Genomic DNA, 25225 nt, shown 5'->3' with positions numbered 1-25225 from the left:
CTCAGGCCGCCGGCGCTTGTCGCACGTCGCTGTCGGTTGCTTGCGCCCGCCATCGCCGCAGCCAGTCGCCCATCTCGGGGCCGGGCATCGGGCGGCTGAGGTAGTAGCCCTGGGCCGTATCGCAGCCCAGCTCGCGCAGCCGGTCCCAGTGCGCGGCGGTCTCGACGCCTTCGGCGACCACCTCTAGGCCGAGGTTGCGCCCCAGGTCGACGGTCGAGCGGACGATCACCGCGTCTCCGGCCTGTTTCACCATGCCCGCGACGAACGAGCGGTCGATCTTGATCTCGTCGACGGGCAGCTCCCGCAGGTAGGCGAGCGATGAGTAGCCGGTGCCGAAGTCATCGATGGAGAGTCTGATGCCCAGCTGTGAGAGCTCGTTCAGGACCGCCCGGGCGCGGCTGGGGTTGGCGAGCATCGAGGTCTCCGTGACCTCCAGCTCGAGCATCTCGGCGGCGACACCGCAGCGTTCGAGCAGTGCCGCGACCTGCGTCGGTAGAGCTCGGTCGAGCAGGTTGCGCGTGGAGAGGTTCACGGCGACACGCAGCTCGATGCCGTCCTCCCGCCAGGTGCGGATCTGGAGCAGGGCCTCCTCTATGACATACAGCGTGAGCGGGCCGATCAGGCTTGTCTCCTGGGCAAGCGGGATGAACGCATCGGGCGAGACCAGCCCACGTGTTGGGTGCTGCCAGCGCACCAGCGCCTCCACGGATGTGACCTCGCCACTTGCCAGTGCCGCCTTGGGCTGATAGTGGAGCACCAGCTCGTGCTCGGCCAGCGCCCGACGCAGCTCCGCCACCAGCGTGAGGTTGATCACGTCGTAGGCGTGGCCGGCATCGTCGTAGACAGCGTGCGTGAAGCCGTTGCGCTTGGCGTCGTACATGGCCACGTCGGCGCGCTGGATCAGCGTTTGGGCCTCGGCTCCATGGTCCGGATAGAACGCGATCCCGATCGAGACCTCGATCCCGATCGGCAGATCCTCCAGCTGGATCGGTCGCTCGAGCGCAGCCTGCAGACGGTCCAACACGGGGACCAGGGCGTCCGTCGTGGCCAGCTCGGGCAGCACCAGCCCGAACTCATCGCCGCCCAGACGCGCGACCGTGTCGGAGGCGCGCAGCGCCTGCCCCATCAACTCGCCGACCTTGACGAGCAGCCTGTCACCGACGCTGTGGCCGAGGGAGTCGTTGATGTCCTTGAAACGGTCGAGGTCCACGAGTGCCACGGCGAGCTTCGTCCCCTGCCGGCGCGCGCGCAGGATCGCCTGGCTGATGCGCTCGCTGAAGAGCGTTCTGTTCGGCAGCCCGGTCAGCTGGTCGTGCAGAGCCTGGTGTTGGTTGATCTGCGCCTGGCGCTCCAGCTCAAGCTCCGTACGCTTGCGGGCGCTGATGTCCTCGACCATCGCCACGACGCTGCCGTTCTCGCAGGTCGTGTCCGCCTCGATCACGCCGCGCAAAAGCACCCACAGTGTCGCGCCAGAGCTGTGTCTGCAGCGCAGCTCCAGATCGGGGAGCTTGTCGGTTTCGCTCGTCAATGTCGCGAACATCGCCTCGAGTCGTCCGCGATCCTCGGGCGCCACCAGTGAGGCGAAGCGTCGCCCAACCAGCTGGTCGTGGCTGAGTCCGAGGATCGCCTCCATGGCCGGGTTGGCGTCCACAGTGGTACCGCGGCAGTCCAGGCGCAGGATCCCGAGCGAGGCGCTGTCGAACAGCGTTCTGAAACGCTTGACCGCCTCAGCCTGTGCACGTCGCGCCTCTGACTCGCTGGCGCGGGCCACGGCCGAGGTGAGCACGACTGAGAGCATCTCCAAAGTTGCGAGATCGTCGTGGTTGAGTGCGCGGGCTGGATCTGAGCGCATCACGTTGAGGGTGCCGAGTGCTTCGCTGCCGCGCAGGAGCGGCACGCAGATCAGGGAGGTGTCGCCGACCATCGCACGCATCTGCTGGTCGATGCGCGAATCGTTTGGGCAGTCCTCCACGAGTATCGAGCGTCGCTCCGAGATTGCAAAGCGCGCCACCGAGCCGTTGATGGGGCGGCGGGAGCCCAGTGCGCCGCTGCCGCTGCCGCTGACGCCCACGGTGTGCAGCTGGTCATCGGCGATCAGGTTCACCATCGCGCCGTCTGCGGCGGTGATCGCCTGGGCCCGCGCCGCGATCAGCTGGGCGGCTGCGTGCAGCGCCTCGCCGGCGCCGAGGATCTCGCGCTGGGTCTCGAGGATCAGCGCCAGTCGTTGGTCGCTGCTTGGCGCTGCGGCTGCCATTGAGTTCCTATCGGCGTGCCTGGCGCAGGCCTTAGCGATCGGGCATCCAGCTAGTTAGCTTGGCCAAGAGCACCCCTGTTGGGCGGTATCCGTGATTTGGGCAGACCCTGCCGAAGCGCGCTGGTCTGTGTCATAATCTAAGTCCGAACGACTTAGATCTGACATTGAGACGAGGCTGATACAACGATGCAGGCCGACCGCTTCACCATCAAATCCCAGGAGGCGCTCGAGGCAGCCACAAGGCTGGCGAGCGAGCGCCGCAACCCCCAGACACGCCCTGAGCACCTGCTGGCGGTGCTGCTGGAGCAGGACGGCGGTGTCGTCGTGCCCGTGCTGCGCAAGCTCGGGGTCGACCCGGCGGCCGTGCGGGCCACCCTCAACCCCGCACTCGACGCGCTGCCGCGGCTCACCAGTGCGCCCACCGGCGGCGCGTCCGCGCCGGCCGCTGCCGCCAGCGAGCTGATCGAGCTGCTGCGCGGCGCCGAGGAGGAGATGCGCTCCCTGGGCGATGACTACATCTCCACCGAGCACCTGGTCCTCGCGCTGGCCAAGTCAAAGCAGACCGCCGGCGAGGTGCTGCGCTCGGTCGGCGCCGGCTACGAGCCGCTTTTGCGGGCCGTGGCCGAGGTTCGGGGCGGCCAGAAGGTGACAGACCAGAACCCCGAGGACAAGTTCCAGGCACTTGAGAAGTACGGCCGTGACCTCACGCGCGCCGCCGCCGACGGCAAGCTCGACCCGGTGATCGGCCGCGACGACGAGATCCGCCGTGTCATCCAGGTGCTCAGCCGCCGCACCAAGAACAACCCGGTGCTGATCGGCGAGCCGGGTGTCGGCAAGACCGCGATCGCCGAAGGGCTCGCGCAGCGGATCGTCTCAGGCGACGTGCCCGAGGGCCTCAAGGACCGACGCGTGGTCGCGCTTGACATCGGTGCGCTGATCGCCGGCGCCAAGTACCGCGGCGAGTTCGAGGACCGGCTCAAGGCCGTGCTCAAGGAGGTCCAGAACGCCGGCGGCAACGTCGTTTTGTTCATCGACGAGCTGCACACGATCGTCGGCGCCGGAGCCTCCGAGGGCGCCGTGGACGCCGCCAACCTGCTCAAGCCGATGCTCGCCCGCGGCGAGCTGCGCGCCGTCGGCGCGACCACGCTCGACGAGTACCGCAAGTACATCGAGAAGGACGCCGCGCTGGAGCGCCGCTTCCAGCCGGTGTTCGTGGAGGAGCCGAGCGTCGAGGACACGATCGCGATCCTGCGCGGGCTCAAGGGCAAGTACGAGGTCCACCACAAGGTCAGGATCACCGACTCGGCGCTGGTGGCGGCCGCCACCCTGAGCGACCGTTACATCGCCGACCGCTTCCTGCCCGACAAGGCGATCGATCTGGTCGACGAGGCCGCCTCGCGGATCCGCACCGAGATCGACTCGAAGCCCACCGAGATAGACGAGGTGGACCGCCACATCCTGCAGCTCGAGATCGAGCTGCAGTCGCTGGGCAGCGCCGACTCAGACGACGCCGGCACCGCGGCGCGGCGCGAGCAGCTGGAGCAGGCGCTGGCCGAGGAGCGCGAGCGTTCCGCCGGCATGCACGCCGAGTGGCAGCAGGAGAAGCAGGCGCTCGGCGCCGTCGCGAGCCTGCAGGAGCAGCTCGAGCAGGCCGGTGTGGAGCTTGAGCAGGCACGGCGCGCCGGCGATCTGGAGCGCGCCGCCGAGCTGCAGTACGGCACGATCCCGGCGCTGACGCGCAGCCTGGAGGAGGCGGAGCGAGCGCAGGGCGACGCCAGCGGAAAGGACCCCGCCCACCCCGGTGGCGGAGGGCACCGGTATCTCAAGGAGGAGGTGGACGCCGAGGACATCGCCGAGATCGTCGCCACCTGGACGCGGATCCCGGTCTCGCGGCTTCTGGAGGGCGAGATCGAGAAGCTCGTGCACATGGAGGCACGGCTGCACGAGCGGGTGATCGGCCAGGATGAGGCGGTGAGCGCTGTCGCCAGCGCGCTGCGGCGCTCGCGGGCAGGGCTCTCTGACCCAGAACGGCCGATCGGCACGTTTTTGTTCCTCGGGCCGACAGGGGTCGGCAAGACCGAGCTCGCGCGGGCGTTGGCCGAGTTCATGTTCGACTCACCCGAGGCGATGGTGCGCATTGACATGTCCGAGTACATGGAGCGCCACGCGGTCTCACGGCTGGTCGGGGCGCCCCCCGGCTATGTCGGCTACGACGAGGGCGGCCAGCTGACCGAGGCGGTCAGACGTCGCCCGTACGCGGTGGTGCTGCTCGATGAGATCGAGAAGGCGCACCCGGACGTGTTCAACACGCTGCTTCAGGTGATGGACGACGGGCGGCTGACCGACGGGCAGGGACGGACCGTGTCGTTCAAGAACGTGGTGCTGATCATGACCTCGAACATCCCCGGCGGCCGGGCCGGTGCGGAGGGCCACTTCAAGCCCGAGTTCATCAACCGGCTGGATGACATCGTCGAGTTCGCGCCGCTGACGCGCGCGCAGCTCGGTGAGATAGTCGATCTGCAGGTCGCGCTGGTCGAGCGGCGCCTGCTGGAGCGCGGGGTCGAGCTCGTGTTGAGCGACGACGCGCGCACGCTGCTCGGCAACCTTGGCTACGACCCGACCTACGGTGCGCGGCCGCTCAAGCGGGTGATCCAGAAGCGACTGGTCGATCCGCTGGCGCTGGCGCTGCTGGAGGGGCGCTTCGTGGCGGGCGACCGGGTTGAGGTCGAGGCCTCCGCGGGTGAGATCGTCTTTGAGCGCGTGGGTGTCGCCGCGGGCGCGGCGCAGTGAGGCGGGGCGCGGCGCAGTGAGGCGGGGCGCGGCGCAGTCAGGCGGGGCGCGGCGGGCCGGGGCGCTAGTGCGCTCGCAGCCGCTCCCGCAGCGCGGCCTTCAGCGGCTCGTCGCAGAAGGCCGCGTCTATCGCCGCCGCCGTGACCTCCCGCAGCTGCTGCTCAGACCAGCCGAAGTGCTCGGCGCAGAGCGCGTACTCCCCTGCCAGGCTGGCGCCGAAGTAGGGCGGGTCGTCCGAGCCCAGGGTGACGCGCACGCCGGACCCGTGGAGGTGTGGCAGCGGGTGCTCGGACAGTGATCTGTAGACACCGAGCACCACGTTGCTGGTCGGACAGACGTTCAGCGTCATCCCGCGGGCGGCGAGCTCGTGCAGAAGAGTGGGGTCCTCGCTCGCGCGCGCCCCATGATCCAGGCGGGTGACGGGCAGCTTGAGCGCCTCGCGAATGGCGCTCGGGCCCTGCCACTCGCCGGCGTGGATCGTGCAGCCGAGGCCCGCCGCGGCCGCCACCTCATAGGCCGGGGCGAACTGCGCCGGCGCCACCCGCTCATCGCCCGCCAGGCTGAAGCCGACGATGTAGGGGTGCGGTCGCTGCGCGGCGCGACGGGCGACCCGCAGGGCCTGCTCGGGGCCGAAGTTACGCACCGCCGAGACCAGGATGCGCGACTCGATCCCATGGTCGCGGCGGGCGTCGTCGATCCCCTGGGCGATGCCCCCGTAGTGCGCATCGTCGTCCAGGCCGACGAGCGCCGCGTGGTCGGGTGAGGCGGTCAGCTCCACGTAGACGCCGCCCTCGCGCGCCACGTTCGAGAGGTACTCGTAGGTGATGTTGCGGTAATCCTCGCTGGTGCGGATCACGCTTGCCGCGAGGTCGTAGGTGTTCAGGAAGTGCAGAAAGTCGCGGAAGTGAAAGCGCCCGTCGGGCGCGAGCATGCCGGGCGGCAGCTCGATCCGGTTGCGCTTGGCGATCCGGGCGATCAGCGCTGGTGGCGCGGTGCCCTCGAGGTGCACGTGCAGTTCGGCCTGCGGCAACATCGAGCCGTGATTATCGCTGGTAGGCTCGCCACGGCGATGGTCAGGAGCGGCTCTGCGTGCGAGCTGCTTGCCGGGGTCGAGGGGCTCGCGCTGCTGCGCAACCTCTACGACGGCGCCGAGCCAACCCCGGAGGTCGCGGCCGCCGACGGCTACGCGCTGTGGTCGGGTGGTGGTGTTGCTCGTGACCTGGTCTCCGTGGCTGTGGCGGGCGCTTCGCACGCCACAGAACGTGATCCAGCACGAGGTGGTGGCGGGAGCGTGAGCGTTGAGCGAACCCGGTTTAGCACCGGTTCTTTCCACGCTTGCCGCCGGCTAGGCGTTCACGGTCCCGCCGAGCGTGTTCTCGATCGAGACGCGGTTCAAGACCACCACTCCCGAAGGGATGCTCGTGGGGTCGGAAACTCGCCAACTGGCCTCTCCAGCAGGCATGACCGGCACGCCTACATGACCGACACCGGCCAGCTCATCACTGGGGTCCGGCCGAACAGCGCCAAGACGGTCTGAGCCCGGCCTCCCACGACGACGGTCAGTGGCACCAAGCCGTCGCGACGCTATCGCCCGCCGGAGCGCCTCAGACGAAGGACCGACCGGGCAGCGCCGGCGCGTCTGTGCCGGCCAGCCAGCGCAGCACGCTCGCGCCCACGTCGGCCAGCAGCCCGTCGTGCCGGCGCCCGCCTGCGCCCCGAAAGCGCGCCAAGAGCAGCGCGTGCTCGCGCGTGTGGTCGGTGTGGCCCGACAGCGGGTCAACGCCATGATCGGCGGTCAGGATCAGCAGGTCCTCGTCGCCGAGCCGCTCGAGCCAGCGGCCGAGGGCCGTGTCAATCTCCGCAAGCGCGGCCGCAAAGCCTGCCACGTCGTGACGGTGGCCGAACAGCTGGTCGGTGTCGACCAGGTTGGTGAAGACCAGCCCGCTCCCGAGCTCCCCGATCAGGGCCTCGGTTGACTGCAGTGCCTGGGCATTGGTCGCGCCCCGGTGGGCGACGTCGATCCCAACCCCGGCGAACAGGTCGCGGATCTTGCCCACGGCGTGCACCGGCACGCCGGCGTCCCTGAGCTCCTGCAGGTAGGAGCGCCCCGGCGGCTCAAGTGCATAGTCGTGCCGCCCGGCGGTGCGCACGAACGCGCCCGGCGTGCCGGTGAAGGGGCGGGCGATCACCCGCCCGACGGCGTGCTCGCCACTCATCACCGCGCGCGCGGCGGCGCACACCCGCTGTAGCTCCGGCTCTGAGAGCACGTCGTGGTGTGCGGCGATCTGCAGCACCGAGTCGGCGGAGGTGTAGAGGATCAGCTCACCGGTGCGCAGGTGGTGGGGGCCGTAATCCTCGAGCACCTGCGTGCCGCTGTAGGGCCGGTTGCAGCAGAAGCGCCGGCCGGTTGCCCGTTCGAGTGCCCGCACAAGCTCCGCCGGGAAGCCCTCCGGATAGGTCGGCAGCGGCGCCTTGGGGACCACACCCATCATCTCCCAGTGGCCTGTGACCGACTCCTTGCCGGGCCCAAGCGGCGCCAGGCGGCCGTGCAGCACCGGCGCCGGCGCTCGCGCCACCCCCCTGATCGGCTCGATCGAGCCGAGTCCGAGCGCGCCGAGCGTCGGCAGGTAGAGTCCGCCGGCGAGCTCTGCCACGTGCGCGAGCGTGTTCGCGTCGGGGCTGTCGCCGTAGGCGGCGGCGTCCGGCAGGGCGCCGACGCCGCAGGCGTCAAGCACGATCACGAAGGCTCTGCGCATCCGGGTCCCGAGCGTCGCACACGCCGGGCGCTAGCCGAGGATGCCCTCGAGCTTCAGGATCCGCCTGAGGATCGCAAGCGACGAAGCGTAGGTGGAGTCCATGCCGTAGTAGGAGAGGCCTCGTGCCCCCAGCGTGCGCGCCTGCGTGTAGGGGGTGTCTGAGGCGTAGTGGATGATCCCCAAATCGATCGGCAGCTTGGAGAAGTTGATCGCCTCTCCGACCGGGAAGCGATCGGGGTCGGCGAGCTCGTAGACCGCGTTCAAGAACGGTCCGGCCTCCATCTCCACCACGGTGAACGCCTCGCGATAGTAGAAGTCCAGGTAGGCGCGGTTCTGCAGGAACGTGGACTTCACAGTCACCGCGCGCTGGTTGTCAAGGCCGGTGCCGAAGCGCAGATCGCCCGCCAGGTCCTCGACGCTGAAGGCGTTGTCAAGCCAGTAGGTGGAGCGCGAGTGCTCGTCGTGCACGACGCTCGAGATCAGCACGTCGCCGACGTCGGCGTTGAGCGTCGCGGCCTTGCCGAGCACGTACACGCCGCGCAGCGAGGTCGCGTCGATCGCCACCTCGCGCAGGATGTTGTAGGCCGCCACCCCGAGCGGGTAGTCGATGTTGACGATCCGGGCTCGGCTGGCCGCGAGTGCCGCCGCGTCCACCTCGCCGAGCCGCGGGTCGAGCGAGTGCACGCTCAGCGCCGCCAGCGGTATCAGCTGGGCGGAGACGCGCAGCGCCGTGGCGCTGCGCAGGTGCCTGACACCGTAGGCGGCCTCCGCCTGACGCCGCTCGGCGGCGCCGGGCGCGCCCCGCTTGCCAAACCACTGTCCGGCCGCGAAGTACAGAAAGTTCTCCCACGAGCCCTCGCTCTCGCCCGCGCGAAAACGCTCGAGCTCCTCGCGCAGCACATCATCCGCCGGCAGCGACTCCACGAAGGCGATCAGCTGAGCCTCGCGATCACGGGCGATGCCGGTGGCGATGTTGACCAGGCTGTGCGTGTTTGAGGAGACGAAGTAGAGCGCGCCTTCCTCGGTGCCGCTGGCCCGCTGGCCAGCGGCACCGCTGCCGGCTTTCTCAGCGGCGCTCCTCGCATGCTCTTTGGGCATCTGCCCGAGCTCGGTCTGGATCGGGGCCCACCAGCGCCGTGTCATGCGGGCGTAGCCGGCGTTGCTGCCGCCGAGCATTCTGATGCGCAGCGACAGGCGGCGGGCGCCGACCAGCTCGAGACGCTCTGCGAAGTGCTTGCCCCAGGCCTCATGCAGCCGTTGCCAGTCATCGTCGCCACCGCCCAGCAGGCGTGCGCACGTCTCGGGATCGGGGCTAGCGCGCAGCTGGCTGCCGGCGCCCGCCAGGTGCAGGTGCATCTTGTTCCACTCGATCTGGTAGGCGACCAGGGTGGGCACGAGGTCATCGACGTCGGAGGAGCTTGCGATCAGCACCGCCAGCGTGCCGTCGGGCCCCACGTACCAGCGCCGCCGGCGAGCCGGCGACTCGGCCTCCGGCCAGCGACTGACGTCCAGGCCGTCGGCCGCCAGCGAGTCAACCGACTGGCCCATGATCACGCGCCGGGCGCCGGCGATCGCCTCCGGCAGGCGCGCCACCGCATACAGGAAGGCGCCCAGGTCGATCTGCTCGCTGTCGGCCAGCGCGTGCAGGCTCGAGCGCATCGCCCGGTGTGACGACTCGAGCACGCGCAGCCTGGTCTCACCGCTCGAGCGAAGCAGCGTCGAGTAGGTCCGCTCGTAGAGCTCAACCTCGTCCGAGAGGCGCTCGCCGCCCTCGCCGAGCGTGGTGATCGAGAGTCTGGCGACGGACACGCTAGTCCTTCACGTACGGGACCCCGTCGGCGGCGGGCGGGCACGAGCGCCCGATCAAGCCCGCGACGGCGATCAGGGTGAGCACGTAAGGCGCTCCCGCGCCAGTGCCGCAAAGCGCTCGTGCTTGTCGAGCATTGACGGCCTGTCCCCAGTTCGCCCGGTCTGCGAGATTGCTGCGCGAACCACACTGCTCAAGCGACCGCCTCCTTCGTCGTAAGGTCGGCAAGATACCACCTGGCCGCGGTTGGGCAAGGCCGCGCGCGCGGTGTGCCTCGAGCGGTCAGTTCTGTGACGTCGGGCTTGGCATGGCCGCGACCTCCGCCAAACAGCGGTCGGCGGCCACCATCGCCGGGTCGGGGCCGCCAACGAGATGTCCAGCGCCGCGCGGACCCTCGGGGAAGATCGCTCTGCGCGCTCCGCCACCAGCGCGCAGAAGCGCTCAACGCCGACTCCGCTGCTCAGCGCCGGTGTGCGGCGGCGAAGTCGTAGACCGTTAGCGTCTGCTCGGCGATCGCGCGCCAGCCGAACTGCTCGACCGCCCGCCGGCGCCCGGCGCGGCCCATCTCGCGCGCCAGCGCCGGGTCGGCCAAAAGACGGTTGACGGCGGTCGCGAACGCCGCGGCAAAGCGCGCCGGGTCCACCGGGTCGATCGAGCCGGGCGCCTGCTCGAGCTCGACGAGCAGGCCCGTCTCACCGTCCTTGACGACCTCCACGATCCCGCCGGTGGCGCTTGCGACCACCGGCGTCTCGCACGCCATCGCCTCCAGGTTGACGATCCCGAGCGGCTCGTAGATGGATGGGCAGACGAACACGGTCGCGTGGCTGAGCAGCTGGATCACGTCGCGCTTGGGCAGCATCTCCTGGATCCAGAAGACGCCCCGGCGTGACTGCATCAGCGCCCTGGTGAGCGCCTGCACCTCGGCGCCGATCTCGGGCGTGTCCGGCGCGCCGGCACAGAGCACGAGCTGCGCCTCGGGCGCAAAGTCGGCGGCCGCGTGCAGCAGGTGCGCGACTCCCTTCTGCCGCGTGATGCGACCGACGAAGACGACGCTGGGACGGGTGGGGTCGACCCCCAGCCGCTCCAGCACGTCGGTGGCGGGGTCGGGCCGGTACTCGGTGGTGTCGATCCCGTTGAGCACCACCTGCACCCGCTCCGGCGCGATCGCCGGATACGCCCTCAGGATGTCCGCGCGGGAGCTCTTTGAGACAGCGATGACCGCGTCGGCGGCCTCCAGCGCGGTGCGCTCACAGAAGCTGGAGAGCGCATAGCCGCCGCCTAGCTGCTCAGCCTTCCAGGGCCGCAACGGTTCCAGCGAGTGCACGGTCGCGACGTGCGGCAGGCCGTGGATCAGCTTGGCCAGATGTCCCGCGAACTGCGCGTACCAGGTGTGGCTGTGGACCAGCTCGGCCTCGCCAACGTGTGCGGCCATCAGCAGATCCACCGACACCGCCGCGAGCGCCGCCAGCTCCGGCGCGCTGCCTGACAGCGCCTGCCAGGCGCTGTAGGCGTGGACCTGCGGGTCGCTCCGCGGCGCGCCCCAGCAGTGAACGTCGAGCTCAACCAGGCGGCGCAGCTCGCGCGCAAGGTATTCGACGTGCACGCCGGCACCGCCGTAGACGTCCGGCGGGTACTCGCGGGTCAGCAGCGCGACCCGGCGCGCGCTCGCTGGCGGCCCGGTGCGCCCGGCGGCCGGGCTCACATCTCGCGCGCCTGCACGCGCGTCCCCTTCGGTACCACCACGATCCCGGCGGGCGAGATCGTGAAGCGCGCCCGGTCCTCCTCGGGATCCACGCCGATCCGCGCCCCGGGGTCGATCACCACGTCCTTGTCGACGATCGCGCGGCGCACCACGGCGCCACCGCCGACATCGACGCCCGAGAAGACCACCGAGTCGGTCACCAGCGCTCGCGCGTGCAGGTGCACGCGCGAGGAGATCACGGAATGATCGACCGTCGCCCCGGAGACGATCACGCCGGGCGAGACCATCGAGTCGAGCGCGTGCCCCATGCGCTCGTCCTCGGCGAAGACGAACTTGGCCGGCGGCAGCGGCTCGGGCAGCGTCAGGATCGGCCAGTCCATGTTGTAGAGGTTGAAGATCGGGGTGACCGAGATCAGGTCCATGTTGGCGTCGTAGAAGGCGTCGATCGTCCCCACGTCGCGCCAGTAGCCCGCATCTCGCTCGGTCGCCCCCGGCACCACGTTCTGGGCGAAGTCGTAGACCTGCGCCTCGCTGGAGGCGACCAGTCGAGGAATGATGTTTGCGCCGAGGTCGTGCGCCGAGGTCGGGTCCTCGGCATCCTCGGAGACGATGTCGATCAGGCGCTGTGCGTCAAAGACATAGTTGCCCATCGACGCGTACACCTGGTGGGGCGCGTCCGGGAGCCCGATCGCCTGCTCGGGCTTCTCCCGGAACTCGGCGACGGTGCGACCGTCGGGCTCGGTCTCGATCACGCCGAACTGGTTGGCCTGCTCGATCGGCACGCGGATGGCCGCGACCGTCACTCCCGCGCCTGACTGGATGTGCTGGGCAACCATCTGCGAGGGGTCCATCCGGTAGATGTGGTCGGCGCCGAAGACGATCACCTGCTCGGGGCGCTCGTCACGCAGCAGGTTGAGATTCTGGAAGATCGCGTCGGCCGAGCCCGCGAACCAGTAGGGGCCGCGGCGCATCTGCGCGGGCACGGTGGCGACGTAGTTGCCGAGCAGGGTCGACAGCCGCCAGGTCTGTGAGATGTGGCGGTCCAGCGAGTGGCTCTTGTACTGGGTGAGCACCACGACCCGCCGGTAGCCGGCGTTCACCAGGTTCGAGAGCGCGAAGTCGATCAGCCGGTAGTTGCCGCCGAACGGCACCGCCGGCTTGGCGCGGTCGAGCGTCAGCGGGGCCAGGCGCTTACCCTCGCCGCCGGCGAGCACCATCGCAATCACGTTCGCGTCGGGTCGGGGGCTCCACATGGCTCACCATTCTCTGCGGTGGGCGGGGTCCTTTGCAAGCCTGAGCCGCGCGGCGCCCTCCGCGGCGCTGGTCAGCTCGTTAAAGTCAGCGACCGTGTCGAGCACTGCGCCGGCGGGCACAAACGCAAACGCGCCAAGGGTGCTGGTGGTCGGCTCGGGTGCCCGCGAGCACGCGATCCTGCACGCACTGGCGCGGTCGCCGGCTGCTCCCGAACTGTTGTGCGCGCCGGGCAACCCGGGTATCGCCGCGCTGGCGCGTCTTTTGCCGGTTTCAGGCGATGACGTTTCAGGGCTGGTGGCCGCCGCGGTCACCGAGCGTGTGGACCTGGTGGTGGTCGGACCCGAGGCGCCGCTGGTGGCTGGGCTGGCTGACGCGCTGGCGCAGGCTGGCATCGCCTGCTTCGGCCCGACCGCCGACGGCGCTCGGCTGGAGGGTTCAAAGGCCTTCTGCAAGGAGGTGATGGAGGCTGCAGGGGTGCCGAGCGCCGCCTACCGCGTGGTCGCCACGGTCGCTGATGGGCTGGCGGCCATCGACGCGATCCAGGGCGGTCGCTACCCGGCTGTGATCAAGGCCGACGGGCTGGCCGCGGGTAAGGGCGTGATCATCGCGCGCAGCGAGGATGAGGCCCGCGCCGCCCTGCATGAGCTGCTGGTCGAGCATCGCTTCGGCACCGAGCGGGTCGTGGTCGAGGAGTTCCTCTCCGGCCGCGAGGTCTCGTTGCTTGCGATCTGCGACGGTGTCCGCGCGCTGCCGCTCGCCTCGGCGCAGGATTACAAGCGGATCCTCGACGGTGACCGCGGCCCCAACACGGGCGGCATGGGCGCCTACTCGCCGGTCCCCGGGATCGACGAGCGCGCGGCGCAAGCGCTGTGTGAGACGGTCCACCAGCCGGTGATGGATGAGCTCGCTCGCCGCGGCATCGTCTTTCACGGCGTGCTCTATGCCGGGTTGATGTTGACCGACTCGGGGCCCAGGGTGCTCGAGTTCAACGCGCGCTTCGGTGACCCGGAGACGCAGGCGATCCTGCCGCGGCTGCGCAGCGACCTGCTGTCGCTGCTGCGCGCGGCGGCGCCCGGTGGCGGCGGACTTGACGGCGTGGTGCTCGACTGGGACGAGCGGCGCGCGGTGACCGTGGTGCTCGCGAGCGCCGGCTACCCGGAGAGCTCCTCGAGCGGCGATCTGATCGAGGGGCTGGACGCCGCGGTCGCCATGGGCGTCGCCGCTGCCGGCGACGCCGTGGCGGTGACCCACGCGGGCACGGCCACCGACGAGCTGGGGCGCATCGTCACGGCCGGCGGGCGCGTGCTCAGCGTCACCGCGCTCGGCGCGAACCTCGATGCTGCTCGCGCGGCCGCCTACGCCGCCGCCGAGCTGATCACGTTCCCCGGCCGGCAGATGCGCCGGGACATCGGGGCCGGCGTTGAAGGCGCTGCGTAGCCTGGCCACAACACCGTAAACGTAGGCGGCGGAGATCGTGATTGCGTCTTCGGCCAGCCAGGGGCACGGCACACCGGCAGCCTGCCGCACGGCGAGGGTCTGGGGACGTTGTTTGCCAGCACGCAGGAGCTGTGCGCCGGGCGCTGTGGCGGGAGCGGCCCTGCGATGATCTCAGCGGCGGCTCGCTGGTGAGTCTGGCTGCTGTTGCGGGGGGAGAAGGCCTGGCTGGGTGCGGGTGAAGCGGCGGACGGCGCGGATGCTGCGTATGAACGACAATCGGTGCGGGATCGGGTCGGCTTGGAGTGCGGCGTCGTGCATGAGCCGGCGGATCGCGTAATGGGTCGGGAGGTGTCCCCAGGCTTCCTGGTAGACGCCGTCGGGGGACTTGGAGCGCAACACGACTCTGGGGCCGCGCTGATGGGTTTTGATCTCGTCAAGAGCTGACTCGAGCGTCCAGCGCTCGGGGTAGAGCGCGGCCAGGTCCGTGGCTGGCGCGTTGTCAGCGTCAAGGAGCGTTGTGATCAGCCGGTAGCGCTGCTGCTCTTCGCCGGTCAGGACGCCGTCATTGAGCTGGTACTCGCTTACGCGGACCTGGATGGCATCAGCACGCTCGCGGCCGTGGTGATCGGTGCTGACATTGGTAGAAGGAGCCGTCAGGGATGGTCTCTTCGCGTGGCAGGGCGACCGGCACGCACGCCGTGTGGGACAACGACTTGGGCCCCCGCCAAGCCGTGTCAGGGCCTTGGAGATCGCCATCTTCGGTGGCACCCTCCAAGAGCGCTCCCGCCCCGTCTCCCACGCCAGCCCCTCAACCAGCTGGCGCATCACCTCCCCATCGGAACAGTCGGGAAACAACGCCAACGCCAACACGTAATAGACAACAACCCGTGCAGCAAGCCCGGCCGCTACCGGCCACCCGATCCGCTGCTGCGGTTCCTCGAATCGCTCTGACCGCACCCGAGCGGTCAGGGGTAGACGGTGCCGACCTCGAGCAGATGCCAGCGCTTGCGCACGCGCGCGGCGACGATGAACACCATCCACCCCGGCTGGGCGAGCTCGCTCGCGCGCTTGGGAACCTGGATCGGGCCGATCCCGCCCTCGAACCAGATCTTCCCGACTTCGACCTGGTCGATCATGAGCTGATCCTCTACCCAGTCCTCCTCGCCGACATCGTCAACATCGATGTCCGGCGCTTTCATCGTGACCTCGACGAGCAGGTCGGTGAGGCGGTCTGCTGCGGGAAGCTCGCGCGCGCTGTCGCGCGCGCGGTCGACGGCGACCTCGGCCGCGTCGCTCTCGATATACGCCTGCTGCTCGAGCCAGCGGGCGAGCTTGGCGGTGACCGTTCCCGCGGCCTTGAGCAGCTCCTGGCCGGCGATCACCTTGCGGACCATGAAATAGCCGAGGAACTCGCCGAGGTGCGGCGGGATCTCCTGGGGCCCGAACAGATGGCAGAACGCCTCCTCGTCCCCGGCGTCGAACGCCTTCTGCCACCGCTTCGAGTCGCGCGCGTCGAGCGACGAATACGCATACGTGTTCAGGCTGTCGCGCAGCAGCCGGATCACGTCCTCGTAGTTGCGATACGTGCGATCCGACAGCCGCGCGCGCTGGTCGCCAAGGAACGCGTCGAGCGCCTGATCGATCGTCACCGTGTCCGCCATCGCGACCAGAAATCTATCCCCGCGCGCTGACGGTCCGGCGGCTCGATGTCCGCCGAGGCGCCTACGCTGCCCGGTCGATGCTGAGAATCGATCAGGAGGCGGTCGAACAGCTCGTCGCGATCGACGACGCCGATGAGCTGTGCCGGCTGCTGCTCGGCAACCCGGGCGGTTGGGGTTGCAGCACCCGGCACGCCGAGGCGGTCGAGCTGCTCACCCGCGTGCACGGCACCGGCGAGCTGCCGTTCACGCTAGCCGTCCTGCTGGTGTGCACCTGTCGGCGGTGGGACCGGGTCACCGCGAAGCTGATCGCTGCCATTCACGACAGCGGCCTACTCGACGGCACCGAGCTCGACGAGCTGACCGACGCGTTCCTCGCCAACGACCACGTGATCTCCTACCCACTGGCGTGGGCCTCCCCGCAATGGCTCGCAATCGACCTGCGCGACGGGACCGGCCGCACCTACACCGTGACCGAAGACACGCCGGCACAGCACCGCATCCGGCCCGAGCCGCCGCTACGTCGCTGGGCGGCACGCCAAGCGCTCCATGCGCGCCCGGAGCGGCTCGCTGAGCTGCTCAGCACCGCCGAACGGTTCCAGCCCCGCCACCGTGACGCCGCGATCCATGGCCTGCTCGACGCCGCAGGCGTTCTCGACGAGCCACAGCAGCGAGCGCTCCTCGCCCGCGGCCTGGCCGGCGGGCAGTCCGGTGCGCGGCTCGCGGCGCTTGACCTGCTCTGCGAGCTCGACGGCCCCGACGTCGCTCGTCGCCGCGCGCGCGATGACACCAACGCGACCGTCCGCAAGTGGACGGCAGCGACCCAGCCCACGCAGGCGACACTGCTCTGACCATGCCCCGCCAAGCACGACCCACGATCAGCACCTTCGAGCTCGATGAGCTGATCGAGCAGGCGACCGTCGACTGCTACAACGACTCAGAACAGGTCACCGGCCTGTTCACGACGATCGAGGAGCACCTCGCGATCTGCACACGCGACGGGCATCGGCAGACGATCCCGATCCGGGACCTGCCCATCCCCGACCCGGCGCCGGACGGGTGGGAATGGATCGAGGCCTACCGTCGCTGGGCGCGCTGGATGTGACCGCATATGTGTACACGTTCGTGCTACCATTCTCGGGGTGGAACGCAAACCGCACCACGTGCTCGCCACCCGCGAAGCGCGCGCGCAACTACCCGCGCTGCTCGAGCGGTTCCGCCAGGCCGGCGCTGACGCCGAACCGGTCGTGATCGGCGCCCGCCGACGCCCCGAGGCGGTCGTGATCTCCTACGAGCGCTACCTCAAACTCGCCGGCGGCCGCGAGCGCGTCGCCGCCGCGCTCGAACAGCAAGCGCGCGAGACCACTGACACGCTCGATGCCGACGAGGCGATGAAGCTCGCCAACAGCGAGCTGCACGCGATGCGCCGCGAACGACGTCCGCCCGCGCGTCGATAACGGCGCGTGCGCGCCGTGCTGGACCCCAACGTGCTGGTGTCGGCCGCGATCTCGCCGGCCGGCCCACCTCGGCAGATCCTCACCGCATGGACCAACGAACGCTTCGAGCTGATCGTCAGCCCCTCTGTGCTCGATGAACTCGCGGACGTCCTCGCCCGCCCGAAGTTCCGGCGGTTCATCACCACCGCAACCGCGGTCGCCTTCATCGACGGACTCGCCGCCGATGCCATCATCGTCACCGATCCGCCCGACCCGCCCAGCGTCTCCCCAGATCCCGATGACGACTACCTGATCGCGCTTGCCCGCGTCGCGCGAGCGGACTACCTGGTCTCTGGCGACCGACACCTTCTCGATCTCGCCGACCCGCACCCGCCGGTCCTCACCCCACGCCAATTCTTAGACCAGCTCGATACGTGACCGCGCAGCGCCTCAGTTGCGCGCCACACCCGATGCCGATCTGGATCATCACCCGGCGGGTTATGCCGACCCCGCTGCCGGATTCTTCAGCAGCGATACCGCATGGCGCCGGACAGTTCGGATAACCAGCGGGTCCGGATAACACACTCAATCCGGACGTCCGGATTGAACGTGTTCACACATCGTTTACCACGCGGATGCCGACCGGCTCCCTGTCAGCGCTCGCGCACGCGCGCGTCAGCCTCGCGCACGCGCGCGTCAGCCTCGCGCGCGCCCTGCGCCTGCGCCTCGCGCAGGGCCTCCAGCCGCTCGTCGAGCGCCGGGTCTGAGAGCGCCAGGATCCGCGCGGCCAAAAGGCCGGCGTTGCGCGCGCCGTCAATCGCCACCGTCGCGACCGGCACGCCCCTGGGCATCTGCACGATCGAGAGCAGGCTGTCCAGCCCGTCGAGGTGGCGCAGCGCCACCGGCACGCCGATCACCGGCAGCGTTGTGACCGCCGCCAGCATCCCCGGCAGGTGCGCGGCGCCGCCCGCGCCGGCGATGATCACGCGCAGCCCGCGCTCGCGTGCCTGCTGGCCGTAGGCGAGCATCTCCACGGGCGTGCGGTGTGCGGAAACCACCCGCGTCTCGCACGCGACGCCGAGCTCGGCCAGCACCTCTGCGGCCTGGCCCATCACCGGCAGGTCGCTGTCAGAGCCCATCACCACCCCGGCGATCGGGTCAGCCATTGCCCTCGAGCCTATCAGCCGCCTGCTTCGCCAGGCTGAGCGCCGCCTGTGGGCTTGGACCGCACACGGTCACGTGGCCGAGCTTGCGGCCGGGGCGCGCGAGCTTGCCGTAGAGGTGCACGTGCGCGCCCGGCACGGCCAGCGCGCCCGCCAGGCGCGTGGCTGGGTCAGAGCCATCGGCGGGACCGACGACGTTGACCATCGCCGCCGCCGCGACGACGGGAGCGGTCTCACCGAGCGGCAGGTCGAGCACCGCGCGCAGGTGCTGCTCAAACTGCGAGGTGGCCGCTGCCTCGGTGTGCAGGTGCCCGGTGTTGTGCGTGCGCAGCGCGAGCTCGTTGACGAGCAGCCCACCGTCGCGGTCGAGGAACAGCTCAACGGCCATCAGCCCTTCAAGAGCAGTCGCCCGCGCCAGCGTCCGCGCCAGCGAGTCGATCTGTTGCTCGAGCGCCTCAGGCAGGCCGGCGGGCAGCGTCACCCAACGGCACATGCCGTCGCGCTGGTGGGTGGCGACCGGGGGGTAGACGGCGATCTCGCCGGAGGGCGAGCGCGCGACCAGCACGGCCGCCTCGCCGGCCAGTCGCACCGCCTGCTCGGCGTAGAGCTCGAGCTCGGCCGCGGCGGCGTCGGCAAGGGCGCGGGTGGCGGCAGAGGCGTCGTCGCACATCCACACGCCACGGCCGTCGTAGCCGCCGCTGCGTGCCTTGAGCACCAGTGGCCAGCCGTGCTGCGCGGCGAACGTGTGCACGTCGTCCAGCGCGGCGACCGGCGCAAACGGCGGCACCCGCACGTCCGCGATCTCAGCGAGCGTGCGGCGCTGGTGGAGCTTGTCGACCGCCAGGCGCAGCGTCGTCGTGCCCGGCCGCACCCGCACGCCTTCGGCCTCCAGCCGCGCGAGCGCGTCGAGGTCGACGAGCTCGTGCTCGAAGCTCAGCACGTCGCTGCGCCCCGCGAGCGCGGCGAGCGCCTCGCCGTCACGCGCCGAGCCCGCCATCACCGGCGCCCCCGCCAGCGCGGCGGCGTCCCCCGCGGCGCCCAGGCACAGCAGCCCCACGTCGAGTGAGATCGCCGCCTGCCAGCCCATCCGCGCGAGCTGGCCGGCGCCGACCAAACCCACGACCGGCCGGTTCGCGGGTGGGTGGGGGTTCGACTGCATCGCCGCCAGAAGCTAGCGGATGGGTTGCCGCGCCCCGCTGGGCGCGGCCCCTTCAGAGCGCTTGCGCTGACGTAGACTCGGGCCGGGATGATCGACCGTTACACGCGCAGGGAGATCGGTGAGCTGTGGTCTGAGCACGCCCGCTTCGAGGCGCTGCGCCGCGTCGAGGTGGCGGCCTGCGAGGAGATGGACGGACCCACGGCCGCGGAGCTTGAGGCGATCCGGCAGGCGACCTTCACGGTGCAGGCCGTCAACGAACGCGAGCGTGTGACCGACCACGACACCGCCGCGTTCGTCGACGTGCTGGCTGCCTCGGCGGGTGAGGCGGGGCGCTGGATTCACTACGGGCTGACGTCCTCGGACGTGCTCGACACGGGCCTGGCGCTGCAGCTCAGGGCGGTCGGAGAGCTCGTGTTGCCGGACGCCCGCGCGCTGGTGGCCGAGCTGGCCGCCGCCGCACGCAGGCACGTGCACACGCTCTGTGTCGGGCGCACGCACGGGATCCATGCCGAGCCGACGAGCTTCGGGATCAAGCTCGCGGGCTTCGCCTTTGAGGCGCACCGCAACGCGCAGCGGCTGGAGCGCGCGTTCGCGCAGGCGTCGGTGGGCGCGCTCTCGGGCGCCGTGGGTACCTACTCGGCGACCTCGCCCGAGTTTGAGCGCCGCGTGCTCGCCCGCCTCGGGCTCGAGGTCGAGCCGGTCTCCACGCAGGTCGTTCCACGCGACCGCCACGCCGAACTCGTGCAGGCGATCGCGCTGGCCGGTGCCGGCCTGGAGCGGCTGGCGGTCGAGATCCGCCACCTGGCGCGCACCGAGGTCAGCGAGGCGCGCGAACCGTTCACAGCCGGCCAGAAGGGCTCGAGCGCGATGCCGCACAAGCGCAACCCGATCAAGAGCGAGCAGATCAGCGGTCTCGCGCGCCTCCTGCGCGGCTACGCACAGGCGGCGCTCGAGGATGTCGCACTGTGGCACGAGCGCGACATCTCGCACTCGAGCGTCGAGCGGATCATGCTGCCCGACGCGACGATCCTGCTTGACCACATGCAGCGGCGGATGCTCGGCGTGATCCGCGGGCTGGTCGTTGACGAGGCGCGGATGCGTGAGAACATCGACCTCACGCACGGTGCCCTGTTCTCGCAGCGGTTGCTGCTGGCGCTGGTGGCAGGCGGGGCCAGCCGGGACGACGCCTACCGCGTCGTCCAGCGGCTCGCCCAGCAGGCGCTCGACACGCGCGTGGCGCTGCGCACCCTGTTGGCCGCCGACCCGGCCGGCGAGGGGCTCGACCTGGACGCGATCTTCGACCTCGAGCCCTACATCCGTCACGCGGGCGAGATCGTCGCGCGGCTCGACGCGATCGATTGACGGTTGTCTGATTGATACGGCATACTTATGGCTAAACTAGCAAATAGGTCTTTGACTTATGAGCAGTTTTGGTCGAAAGTATGTACATGTTCAAATTCACCAAGACCACAGATGAGCTGGATACCAGCCTCTTCGATCCGGAACTCGACATGGATCTCGTGGCACTTATCAACGAGGCCAAGACCGAACGAGAGATTCAGTCTGTGGCCCGTATGAGCCGCGCCAGGATGCGTGCTCGTCGCCGTCAGCGTGAGGACGCCCGGCACCCGAATCACCCGGAGTCGCTGCGCGCCCGGGGCATGACCGCTCCAAGCACGCTTTCACGCGGCCTCTGACAGCGCCCGACGCTGCGGTCGGGGTAGCCTGCGGCGTATGACCGCAAGCTTCCTCCACACGATGGTCCGGATCACCGATCCCGACCGCAGCCGCGCCTTCTACGAGGCGCTCGGCTTCCGCTTCGTCCACGAGATGGACATCGTCCGCGACGGCGAGCGCGAGGCCACCAACTACTTCTACTCACTCGGCGATCACGAGTCGGTGCTCGAGTTGACCTACAACCACGACGGTCGCAGCTACGAGCTTGGCAGCGGCTATGGCCACATCGCGATCGGCGTCGGAGATCTGGACGGCACGCTCGCGCGGTTGGCCGAGCAGGGGATCGAGCCGGAGAGGCCGCCCTACTCCGTGCGCGCGGGCGGCTCGCGGCTGTGCTTCGTGCGAGATCCAGACGGTTACAGGATCGAGCTGATCGAGCGCGGCTGAGACGCTCAGCAGACGGTGCGCGGTGGCAGGTCGCTGGGGGTGGTGTCGAGGTCGATGAACGCGCGCGTGAACGCGGCGAAGCGGTCGATGTCCTTGGCGTTGGAGACGATCCCCAGTGACGCCCGGACGGCGCCGCCGGACGGCAGGCCGATCCGCTGCACGTAGTCCTCGAGTGTGACCGCGTCACCGAACTCGCCGCCGAGCAGCGTCTCCTTTGCGACCGTGAACGCGACCTCCCCGGCACCGGGGTTGCAGAAGCAGCCGGTCCTAAGCGAGATCCGGTGTTCGCCTGCGAGGCGGTCGACGTAGCGCTCATCGACGATGCGCCCGTCGGGGTGCAGGAAGTTGAACGCGATCGTCGCGCCTCGTGCGGCTGTTGTCTGTGGCCCGTAGATCACGGCGGCTGGCGCCCCGTTTGTGTGGCGCAGCGCGGCAAGCTGCTCGATCAGGCGCGCGGTCAGCTCGCGCACGCGCTCGTGGATCGTCTGTACCCCGACGCTTTCCAGGTGGTCAAGCCCGATCTCGACCGCGGGCAGGTTGAGGTAGTCCACGGTGCCGTCCTCGAAGTGCGCGGGACCGGGGGCCGAGCGGTGGTACTCGCGCTGCACGAACGCCGCCACGATCGTGCCGCCCGAGAACCACGGCCGCTCGAGCTTGGCCAGCGCCTCATGACGGGCGATCAGGCAGCCCACACCCGTCGGCCAGCCGAACATCTTGTAGAACGACAGCGTGACGAAGTCAGGGTGCCAAGCGCTCAAATCAAGCCGGTTGGTAGGCACGTAGGCGGCCGCGTCGAGCAGCACATCAAAGCCCGCTGCCTGCGCCCGGCCGATCCACTCCAGTGGGTGCTGCACACCGGAGAAGTTCGACTGCGCCGGAAACGCGAACAGGTTGTGGTGCGAGCCGGCGGTCTGGGACAGGTACTGCTCAAGCACATCCTCGTCGACCCGCAGCTCCGGCGCGACGCTCGGCACATACGTCGTCTGCGCGCCGCGCGCACGCGCGAACTCACGGATCCCGTTGACCGAGTTGTGGTTGTCAAAGGTCAAAAGGAAACGGTCGCCCGGCTGAAACGGATAGGACTCCCCAACCAGCCGCAGCGCACCCGTCGCGTTGGGCGTGAAGATCGCCGTGTACTCATCCGGCGAAGCCTCGAAGAACTCAAGCACCCTCGCCCGTGCGCGCTCCACCAGCTCCGTGCTCGCATGCGAGGTCGGGTTCACCGAGTGCGGGTTACCGAACACACCAGCCTCGAGCAAACGCATATGCTCCCGCAGCTGCGAGGCCGCATACAGACCACCACCGGTGTAATCCATGTAAACATGGTCGGCCTCATCCAGGCGCGCGTACTCGTCCCGACGCAGCACATCGAGCCTGTGCTCACCCAGCTCGGGTGCGCTCGTCGGTTCGACGTTGACGCTGACGGTGATGCCGTCGCGGACGCTCTGGGTGACCACGCAGAAGTCCTCGAAGAGCTCCAGGCAGCGTTGTATGCGTGGCAGCTCCTGCGCGTCGATGGTGGGCGCGAGCGTCGCCTGTACCTCCCCGATCCGCAGCCGGCCTGCCTCGTTGCGCACGAGCGTGCCGGTGACGGTGGTGCGCAGGTCGTGAACTTCGACCCGCGCGCGGCGCAGGCAGAAGAGCAGGCTGGCGCTCAGGCAGTTGCCGACCGCCGCCGCCAGGATGCGGCTCGCGTTGGGTCCTGAGCCGGCGCCGAGCGGGGCGGGCTCGTCCATCAGCAGCGACGGCACCGCCGCCTGGTCGAAGTCGACCACGAACCGGTAGTCCTCGTCCAGGCGCATGCTGAAGCTGAAGCGCTCGTCGGCGGGCACGGTCAGCGGCTCCCCGCGCCCACGGCGCTCGACTGCGCGCGGCTGGCGCGCAGCGCTTCTGTGTCCGGAAGCGGCAGCCACGGCGTGCGGGCGATGGCCGCGGCGACGAAGATCAGGTGTACGCCCGGGACACGCGGCCCGCGACGCGGTGGGTCGCTCGCGAGGTGCGCGGCATGGCGGTCGATCAGCTCACGGATCGACGCCGCCACGGCCGCGTCGGGGTGCGTGTCGGGCAGCGCACAGGCCAGGCGTGCCAGCTCGAGGTACTCCTCGGCCGGATAGCCGGCGCTCAAGCGCGCCGAAGCGGCAACCAGCAGCGTGTGGATGCGCTCGAGCAGCGGGCCCGGCCCGGGCACCGGCGCGCCGGGAGCGGGTCCCAGCGCGAGCGGCTCGAGGCCAGAGAGCAGCCGCTCGAGCTGTCCGCCGAAGACCGCCGCGATCTGGTTGCTGTCCAGCCCGACCGCCAGGGCCGCGCGCAGCGCCAGGGTGGCGCTGGCCACCGGCCGGCCGTAGGGTGCGTCTGAGGCGTAGAGGATCTGGCCCGGCGGGATCATCGTGAAGAGCGCCAGCTGGTCGGCCGTGTTCCACCAGGCGGTGTCGAAGAACAGGTTGCGCTGGCCTGCGGCCTGCTGCCAGATCCAGGCGAGGTCGGCGATCGCGGCGTGGGCCAGGATCACGGGCGTGTGCTCGTGCCTGCGGGCCAGCGCGAGCGCGTCGACGCCGAGCGAGGGGATGCCACGGCCGGCGTGGATGATCACCGGCAGGCGCCGCTCGTCCGCGAACGCAAACAGGCGCTCCACCTCGGGCGCGGCGAGGCTGAAGCGCTCAGCGCGTGGATGCAGCTTCAGCCCGGCCGCGCCGCGTGCCACCGCCCGCTCGAGCTCGGCCAAGCCGTCGCCCGTCGGGTCAACGCGGCAGTAGGGCACCAGGCGTCCATCTGCGCGCTCGGCGGCGGCGAGCACAGCATCGTTGGCGGCGCGGTAGGCACCCGGTTCAGCCAGTGGGAACGCGACCGCGCGCTCGCCGACTACCTCCATTCCCTCGAGCAGCTCCTCGGCCTCGAAGCACGAGCCGTCGGGATCGGCGCAGCCGATGTGCGTGTGGCAGTCAAACAACGCCACGCCGCCGAGCTCGTCCCGCAGGCAGGCCAGCCAGGGCTCGAGCAGAAGATCGGCCGCAACCGCCGCGGGTATTTGTGGTGCGTGGCTCACGGTGTGCCGATCCTAGGCCATGCGGGCGCTGGGTTGGTCCGGGTCGGCACCGTCGGCTCGATCCACACGGAGCGTCAGCTGGCGGCTTTGAGCAGGCGCTCGATCTGGCGGCGGTCAAAGCCGACCACCGGCGTGCCGTCGATCTCGATCACCGGCACGCCCATCTGCCCGGTGCGCTTGACCAGCTCGCGCGCGGCGGCGACGTCGCGCGAAACGTCAATCTCGTGAAAGGCGACGTTGTGTCTGCGCAGATAGACCTTGGCGAGCTTGCACCACGGGCAGGTCGGCGTGGTGAAGACACGCACGCGCGGTGCCGGCGCAGCCTGCTCGCTGTGAGCAGCGGCGGCCGGTTTGGGTTCTGCTGTGAGCCTCATGGGTGTTCTCCTCTCGCTCAGGCCCTGTTCAGTGGGTCAGCGCCCGGCCGTGACGGCCGTTGAGGGTGTCGAGCCGCAGCAGCGTGTAGAGCGGGCAGTAGCCGGCGGCGCTGGTTGAGAGCATCACGGCGGCGACCACATACAGCACGATGGCGGCAACGTTGCCGGGGCCGACGAGGACGCCGATTACGGCTGCCACAGGGGCGATCAGGAAGGCGCGCAGGCGACGGTCGAGGGTGTTCATGTTCTTGCTCATGGGTCCTCCTTT

24 protein-coding genes are annotated in these 25225 nt (G+C 69.9%); 10 read left to right on the top strand and 14 right to left on the bottom strand.

Annotated features, from left to right (window positions below):
* Position 1: 1 nt before the first annotated feature.
* Positions 2-2254, bottom strand: coding sequence for a bifunctional diguanylate cyclase/phosphodiesterase (locus M3M54_RS11600; RefSeq protein ID WP_249019206.1), 2253 nt, complete (start codon positions 2252-2254; stop codon positions 2-4).
* Positions 2255-2440: 186 nt separating this feature from the next.
* Between M3M54_RS11600 and clpB the strand changes: the two genes are divergently transcribed.
* The gene (gene clpB, locus M3M54_RS11595; protein WP_256465774.1) at positions 2441-5044 is read left to right on the top strand and encodes an ATP-dependent chaperone ClpB; all 2604 of its coding nucleotides are present in this window, start codon (positions 2441-2443) and stop codon (positions 5042-5044) included.
* A gap of 64 nt (positions 5045-5108) precedes the next feature.
* On the opposite strand, the gene add is transcribed toward clpB, so the two are convergent.
* On the bottom strand, positions 5109-6077 hold the full coding sequence (add, locus tag M3M54_RS11590) for an adenosine deaminase (protein ID WP_249019205.1): 969 nt from the start codon (positions 6075-6077) through the stop codon (positions 5109-5111).
* A 6-nt stretch (positions 6078-6083) separates the two neighbouring features.
* Here add and M3M54_RS11585 point away from each other — a divergent pair, with 6 nt between their 5' ends.
* On the top strand, positions 6084-6581 hold the full coding sequence (locus M3M54_RS11585) for a hypothetical protein (protein WP_249019204.1): 498 nt from the start codon (positions 6084-6086) through the stop codon (positions 6579-6581).
* 67 nt (positions 6582-6648) lie between these two features.
* Here the strand turns inward: M3M54_RS11585 and M3M54_RS11580 are convergent, their stop codons facing one another.
* From M3M54_RS11580 to glgC, 4 genes are all read right to left on the bottom strand, one after another.
* Complete coding sequence (locus M3M54_RS11580) at positions 6649-7800, bottom strand: phosphopentomutase (protein ID WP_249019203.1); 1152 nt, start codon at positions 7798-7800, stop codon at positions 6649-6651.
* A gap of 30 nt (positions 7801-7830) precedes the next feature.
* A complete protein-coding gene (locus M3M54_RS11575; protein ID WP_249019202.1) occupies positions 7831-9609 on the bottom strand; it encodes a hypothetical protein in 1779 nt (592 codons plus the stop codon).
* A gap of 458 nt (positions 9610-10067) precedes the next feature.
* A complete protein-coding gene (gene glgA, locus M3M54_RS11570; protein ID WP_249019201.1) occupies positions 10068-11309 on the bottom strand; it encodes a glycogen synthase in 1242 nt (413 codons plus the stop codon).
* Positions 11306-12562, bottom strand: coding sequence for a glucose-1-phosphate adenylyltransferase (gene glgC / locus M3M54_RS11565; RefSeq protein ID WP_249019200.1), 1257 nt, complete (start codon positions 12560-12562; stop codon positions 11306-11308). Before glgC ends, glgA begins: the two co-directional genes overlap by 4 nt.
* 94 nt (positions 12563-12656) lie before the next feature.
* On the opposite strand from glgC, the gene purD reads away from it, so the two are divergent.
* Positions 12657-14000, top strand: coding sequence for a phosphoribosylamine--glycine ligase (gene purD / locus M3M54_RS11560; protein WP_249019199.1), 1344 nt, complete (start codon positions 12657-12659; stop codon positions 13998-14000).
* Between the two features lie 171 nt (positions 14001-14171).
* Here purD and M3M54_RS11555 read toward each other — a convergent pair whose 3' ends face one another.
* Both M3M54_RS11555 and M3M54_RS11550 read right to left on the bottom strand, forming a co-directional pair.
* Positions 14172-14957 carry a transposase domain-containing protein gene (locus tag M3M54_RS11555; protein ID WP_256465773.1) on the bottom strand — a complete coding sequence of 262 codons (786 nt, stop codon included), beginning with the start codon at positions 14955-14957 and terminating at the stop codon, positions 14172-14174.
* A gap of 8 nt (positions 14958-14965) precedes the next feature.
* Complete coding sequence (locus tag M3M54_RS11550) at positions 14966-15661, bottom strand: hypothetical protein (protein WP_249019198.1); 696 nt, start codon at positions 15659-15661, stop codon at positions 14966-14968.
* A 77-nt stretch (positions 15662-15738) separates the two neighbouring features.
* On the opposite strand from M3M54_RS11550, the gene M3M54_RS11545 reads away from it, so the two are divergent.
* From M3M54_RS11545 to M3M54_RS11530, 4 genes are read left to right on the top strand one after another with little or no spacing between them, the layout of a single operon-like run.
* Positions 15739-16509, top strand: coding sequence for a hypothetical protein (locus M3M54_RS11545; protein WP_249019197.1), 771 nt, complete (start codon positions 15739-15741; stop codon positions 16507-16509).
* A gap of 2 nt (positions 16510-16511) precedes the next feature.
* A complete protein-coding gene (locus M3M54_RS11540) occupies positions 16512-16763 on the top strand; it encodes a hypothetical protein (RefSeq protein WP_249019196.1) in 252 nt (83 codons plus the stop codon).
* A 37-nt stretch (positions 16764-16800) separates the two neighbouring features.
* Positions 16801-17115 (top strand): type II toxin-antitoxin system Phd/YefM family antitoxin, encoded by a 315-nt coding sequence (locus M3M54_RS11535; RefSeq protein ID WP_249019195.1) that lies wholly within the window; start codon positions 16801-16803, stop codon positions 17113-17115.
* Between the two features lie 6 nt (positions 17116-17121).
* The gene (locus M3M54_RS11530; RefSeq protein ID WP_249019194.1) at positions 17122-17532 is read left to right on the top strand and encodes a putative toxin-antitoxin system toxin component, PIN family; all 411 of its coding nucleotides are present in this window, start codon (positions 17122-17124) and stop codon (positions 17530-17532) included.
* Between the two features lie 215 nt (positions 17533-17747).
* On the opposite strand, the gene purE is transcribed toward M3M54_RS11530, so the two are convergent.
* Both purE and M3M54_RS11520 read right to left on the bottom strand, forming a co-directional pair.
* On the bottom strand, positions 17748-18260 hold the full coding sequence (gene purE, locus M3M54_RS11525; RefSeq protein WP_249019193.1) for a 5-(carboxyamino)imidazole ribonucleotide mutase: 513 nt from the start codon (positions 18258-18260) through the stop codon (positions 17748-17750).
* A complete protein-coding gene (locus M3M54_RS11520; RefSeq protein ID WP_249019192.1) occupies positions 18253-19416 on the bottom strand; it encodes a 5-(carboxyamino)imidazole ribonucleotide synthase in 1164 nt (387 codons plus the stop codon). Before M3M54_RS11520 ends, purE begins: the two co-directional genes overlap by 8 nt.
* A gap of 87 nt (positions 19417-19503) precedes the next feature.
* On the opposite strand from M3M54_RS11520, the gene purB reads away from it, so the two are divergent.
* The 3 genes from purB to M3M54_RS11505 all read left to right on the top strand — a co-directional run bounded on the left by purB (position 19504) and on the right by M3M54_RS11505 (position 21540).
* Entirely contained in the window at positions 19504-20778 is a 1275-nt protein-coding gene (purB, locus tag M3M54_RS11515) for an adenylosuccinate lyase (protein ID WP_249019191.1), read from the top strand.
* 86 nt (positions 20779-20864) lie between these two features.
* On the top strand, positions 20865-21113 hold the full coding sequence (locus M3M54_RS11510; RefSeq protein WP_249019190.1) for a hypothetical protein: 249 nt from the start codon (positions 20865-20867) through the stop codon (positions 21111-21113).
* 37 nt (positions 21114-21150) lie between these two features.
* Entirely contained in the window at positions 21151-21540 is a 390-nt protein-coding gene (locus tag M3M54_RS11505) for a VOC family protein (protein ID WP_249019189.1), read from the top strand.
* A gap of 5 nt (positions 21541-21545) precedes the next feature.
* On the opposite strand, the gene M3M54_RS11500 is transcribed toward M3M54_RS11505, so the two are convergent.
* The 4 genes from M3M54_RS11500 to M3M54_RS11485 all read right to left on the bottom strand — a co-directional run bounded on the left by M3M54_RS11500 (position 21546) and on the right by M3M54_RS11485 (position 25213).
* Entirely contained in the window at positions 21546-23372 is a 1827-nt protein-coding gene (locus M3M54_RS11500) for an aminotransferase class V-fold PLP-dependent enzyme (RefSeq protein ID WP_249019188.1), read from the bottom strand.
* 2 nt (positions 23373-23374) lie between these two features.
* Positions 23375-24583 carry an amidohydrolase family protein gene (locus tag M3M54_RS11495; protein WP_249019187.1) on the bottom strand — a complete coding sequence of 403 codons (1209 nt, stop codon included), beginning with the start codon at positions 24581-24583 and terminating at the stop codon, positions 23375-23377.
* A gap of 74 nt (positions 24584-24657) precedes the next feature.
* Positions 24658-24957 (bottom strand): glutaredoxin domain-containing protein, encoded by a 300-nt coding sequence (locus M3M54_RS11490; protein ID WP_249019186.1) that lies wholly within the window; start codon positions 24955-24957, stop codon positions 24658-24660.
* Positions 24958-24985: 28 nt separating this feature from the next.
* A complete protein-coding gene (locus tag M3M54_RS11485) occupies positions 24986-25213 on the bottom strand; it encodes a DUF2892 domain-containing protein (RefSeq protein ID WP_249019185.1) in 228 nt (75 codons plus the stop codon).
* Positions 25214-25225: the final 12 nt, after the last annotated feature.

Source organism: Conexibacter sp. S30A1 (genome assembly GCF_023330665.1).
Classification (GTDB): domain Bacteria; phylum Actinomycetota; class Thermoleophilia; order Solirubrobacterales; family Solirubrobacteraceae; genus Palsa-465.
This window is presented reverse-complemented; position numbering and strand designations above follow the sequence as displayed.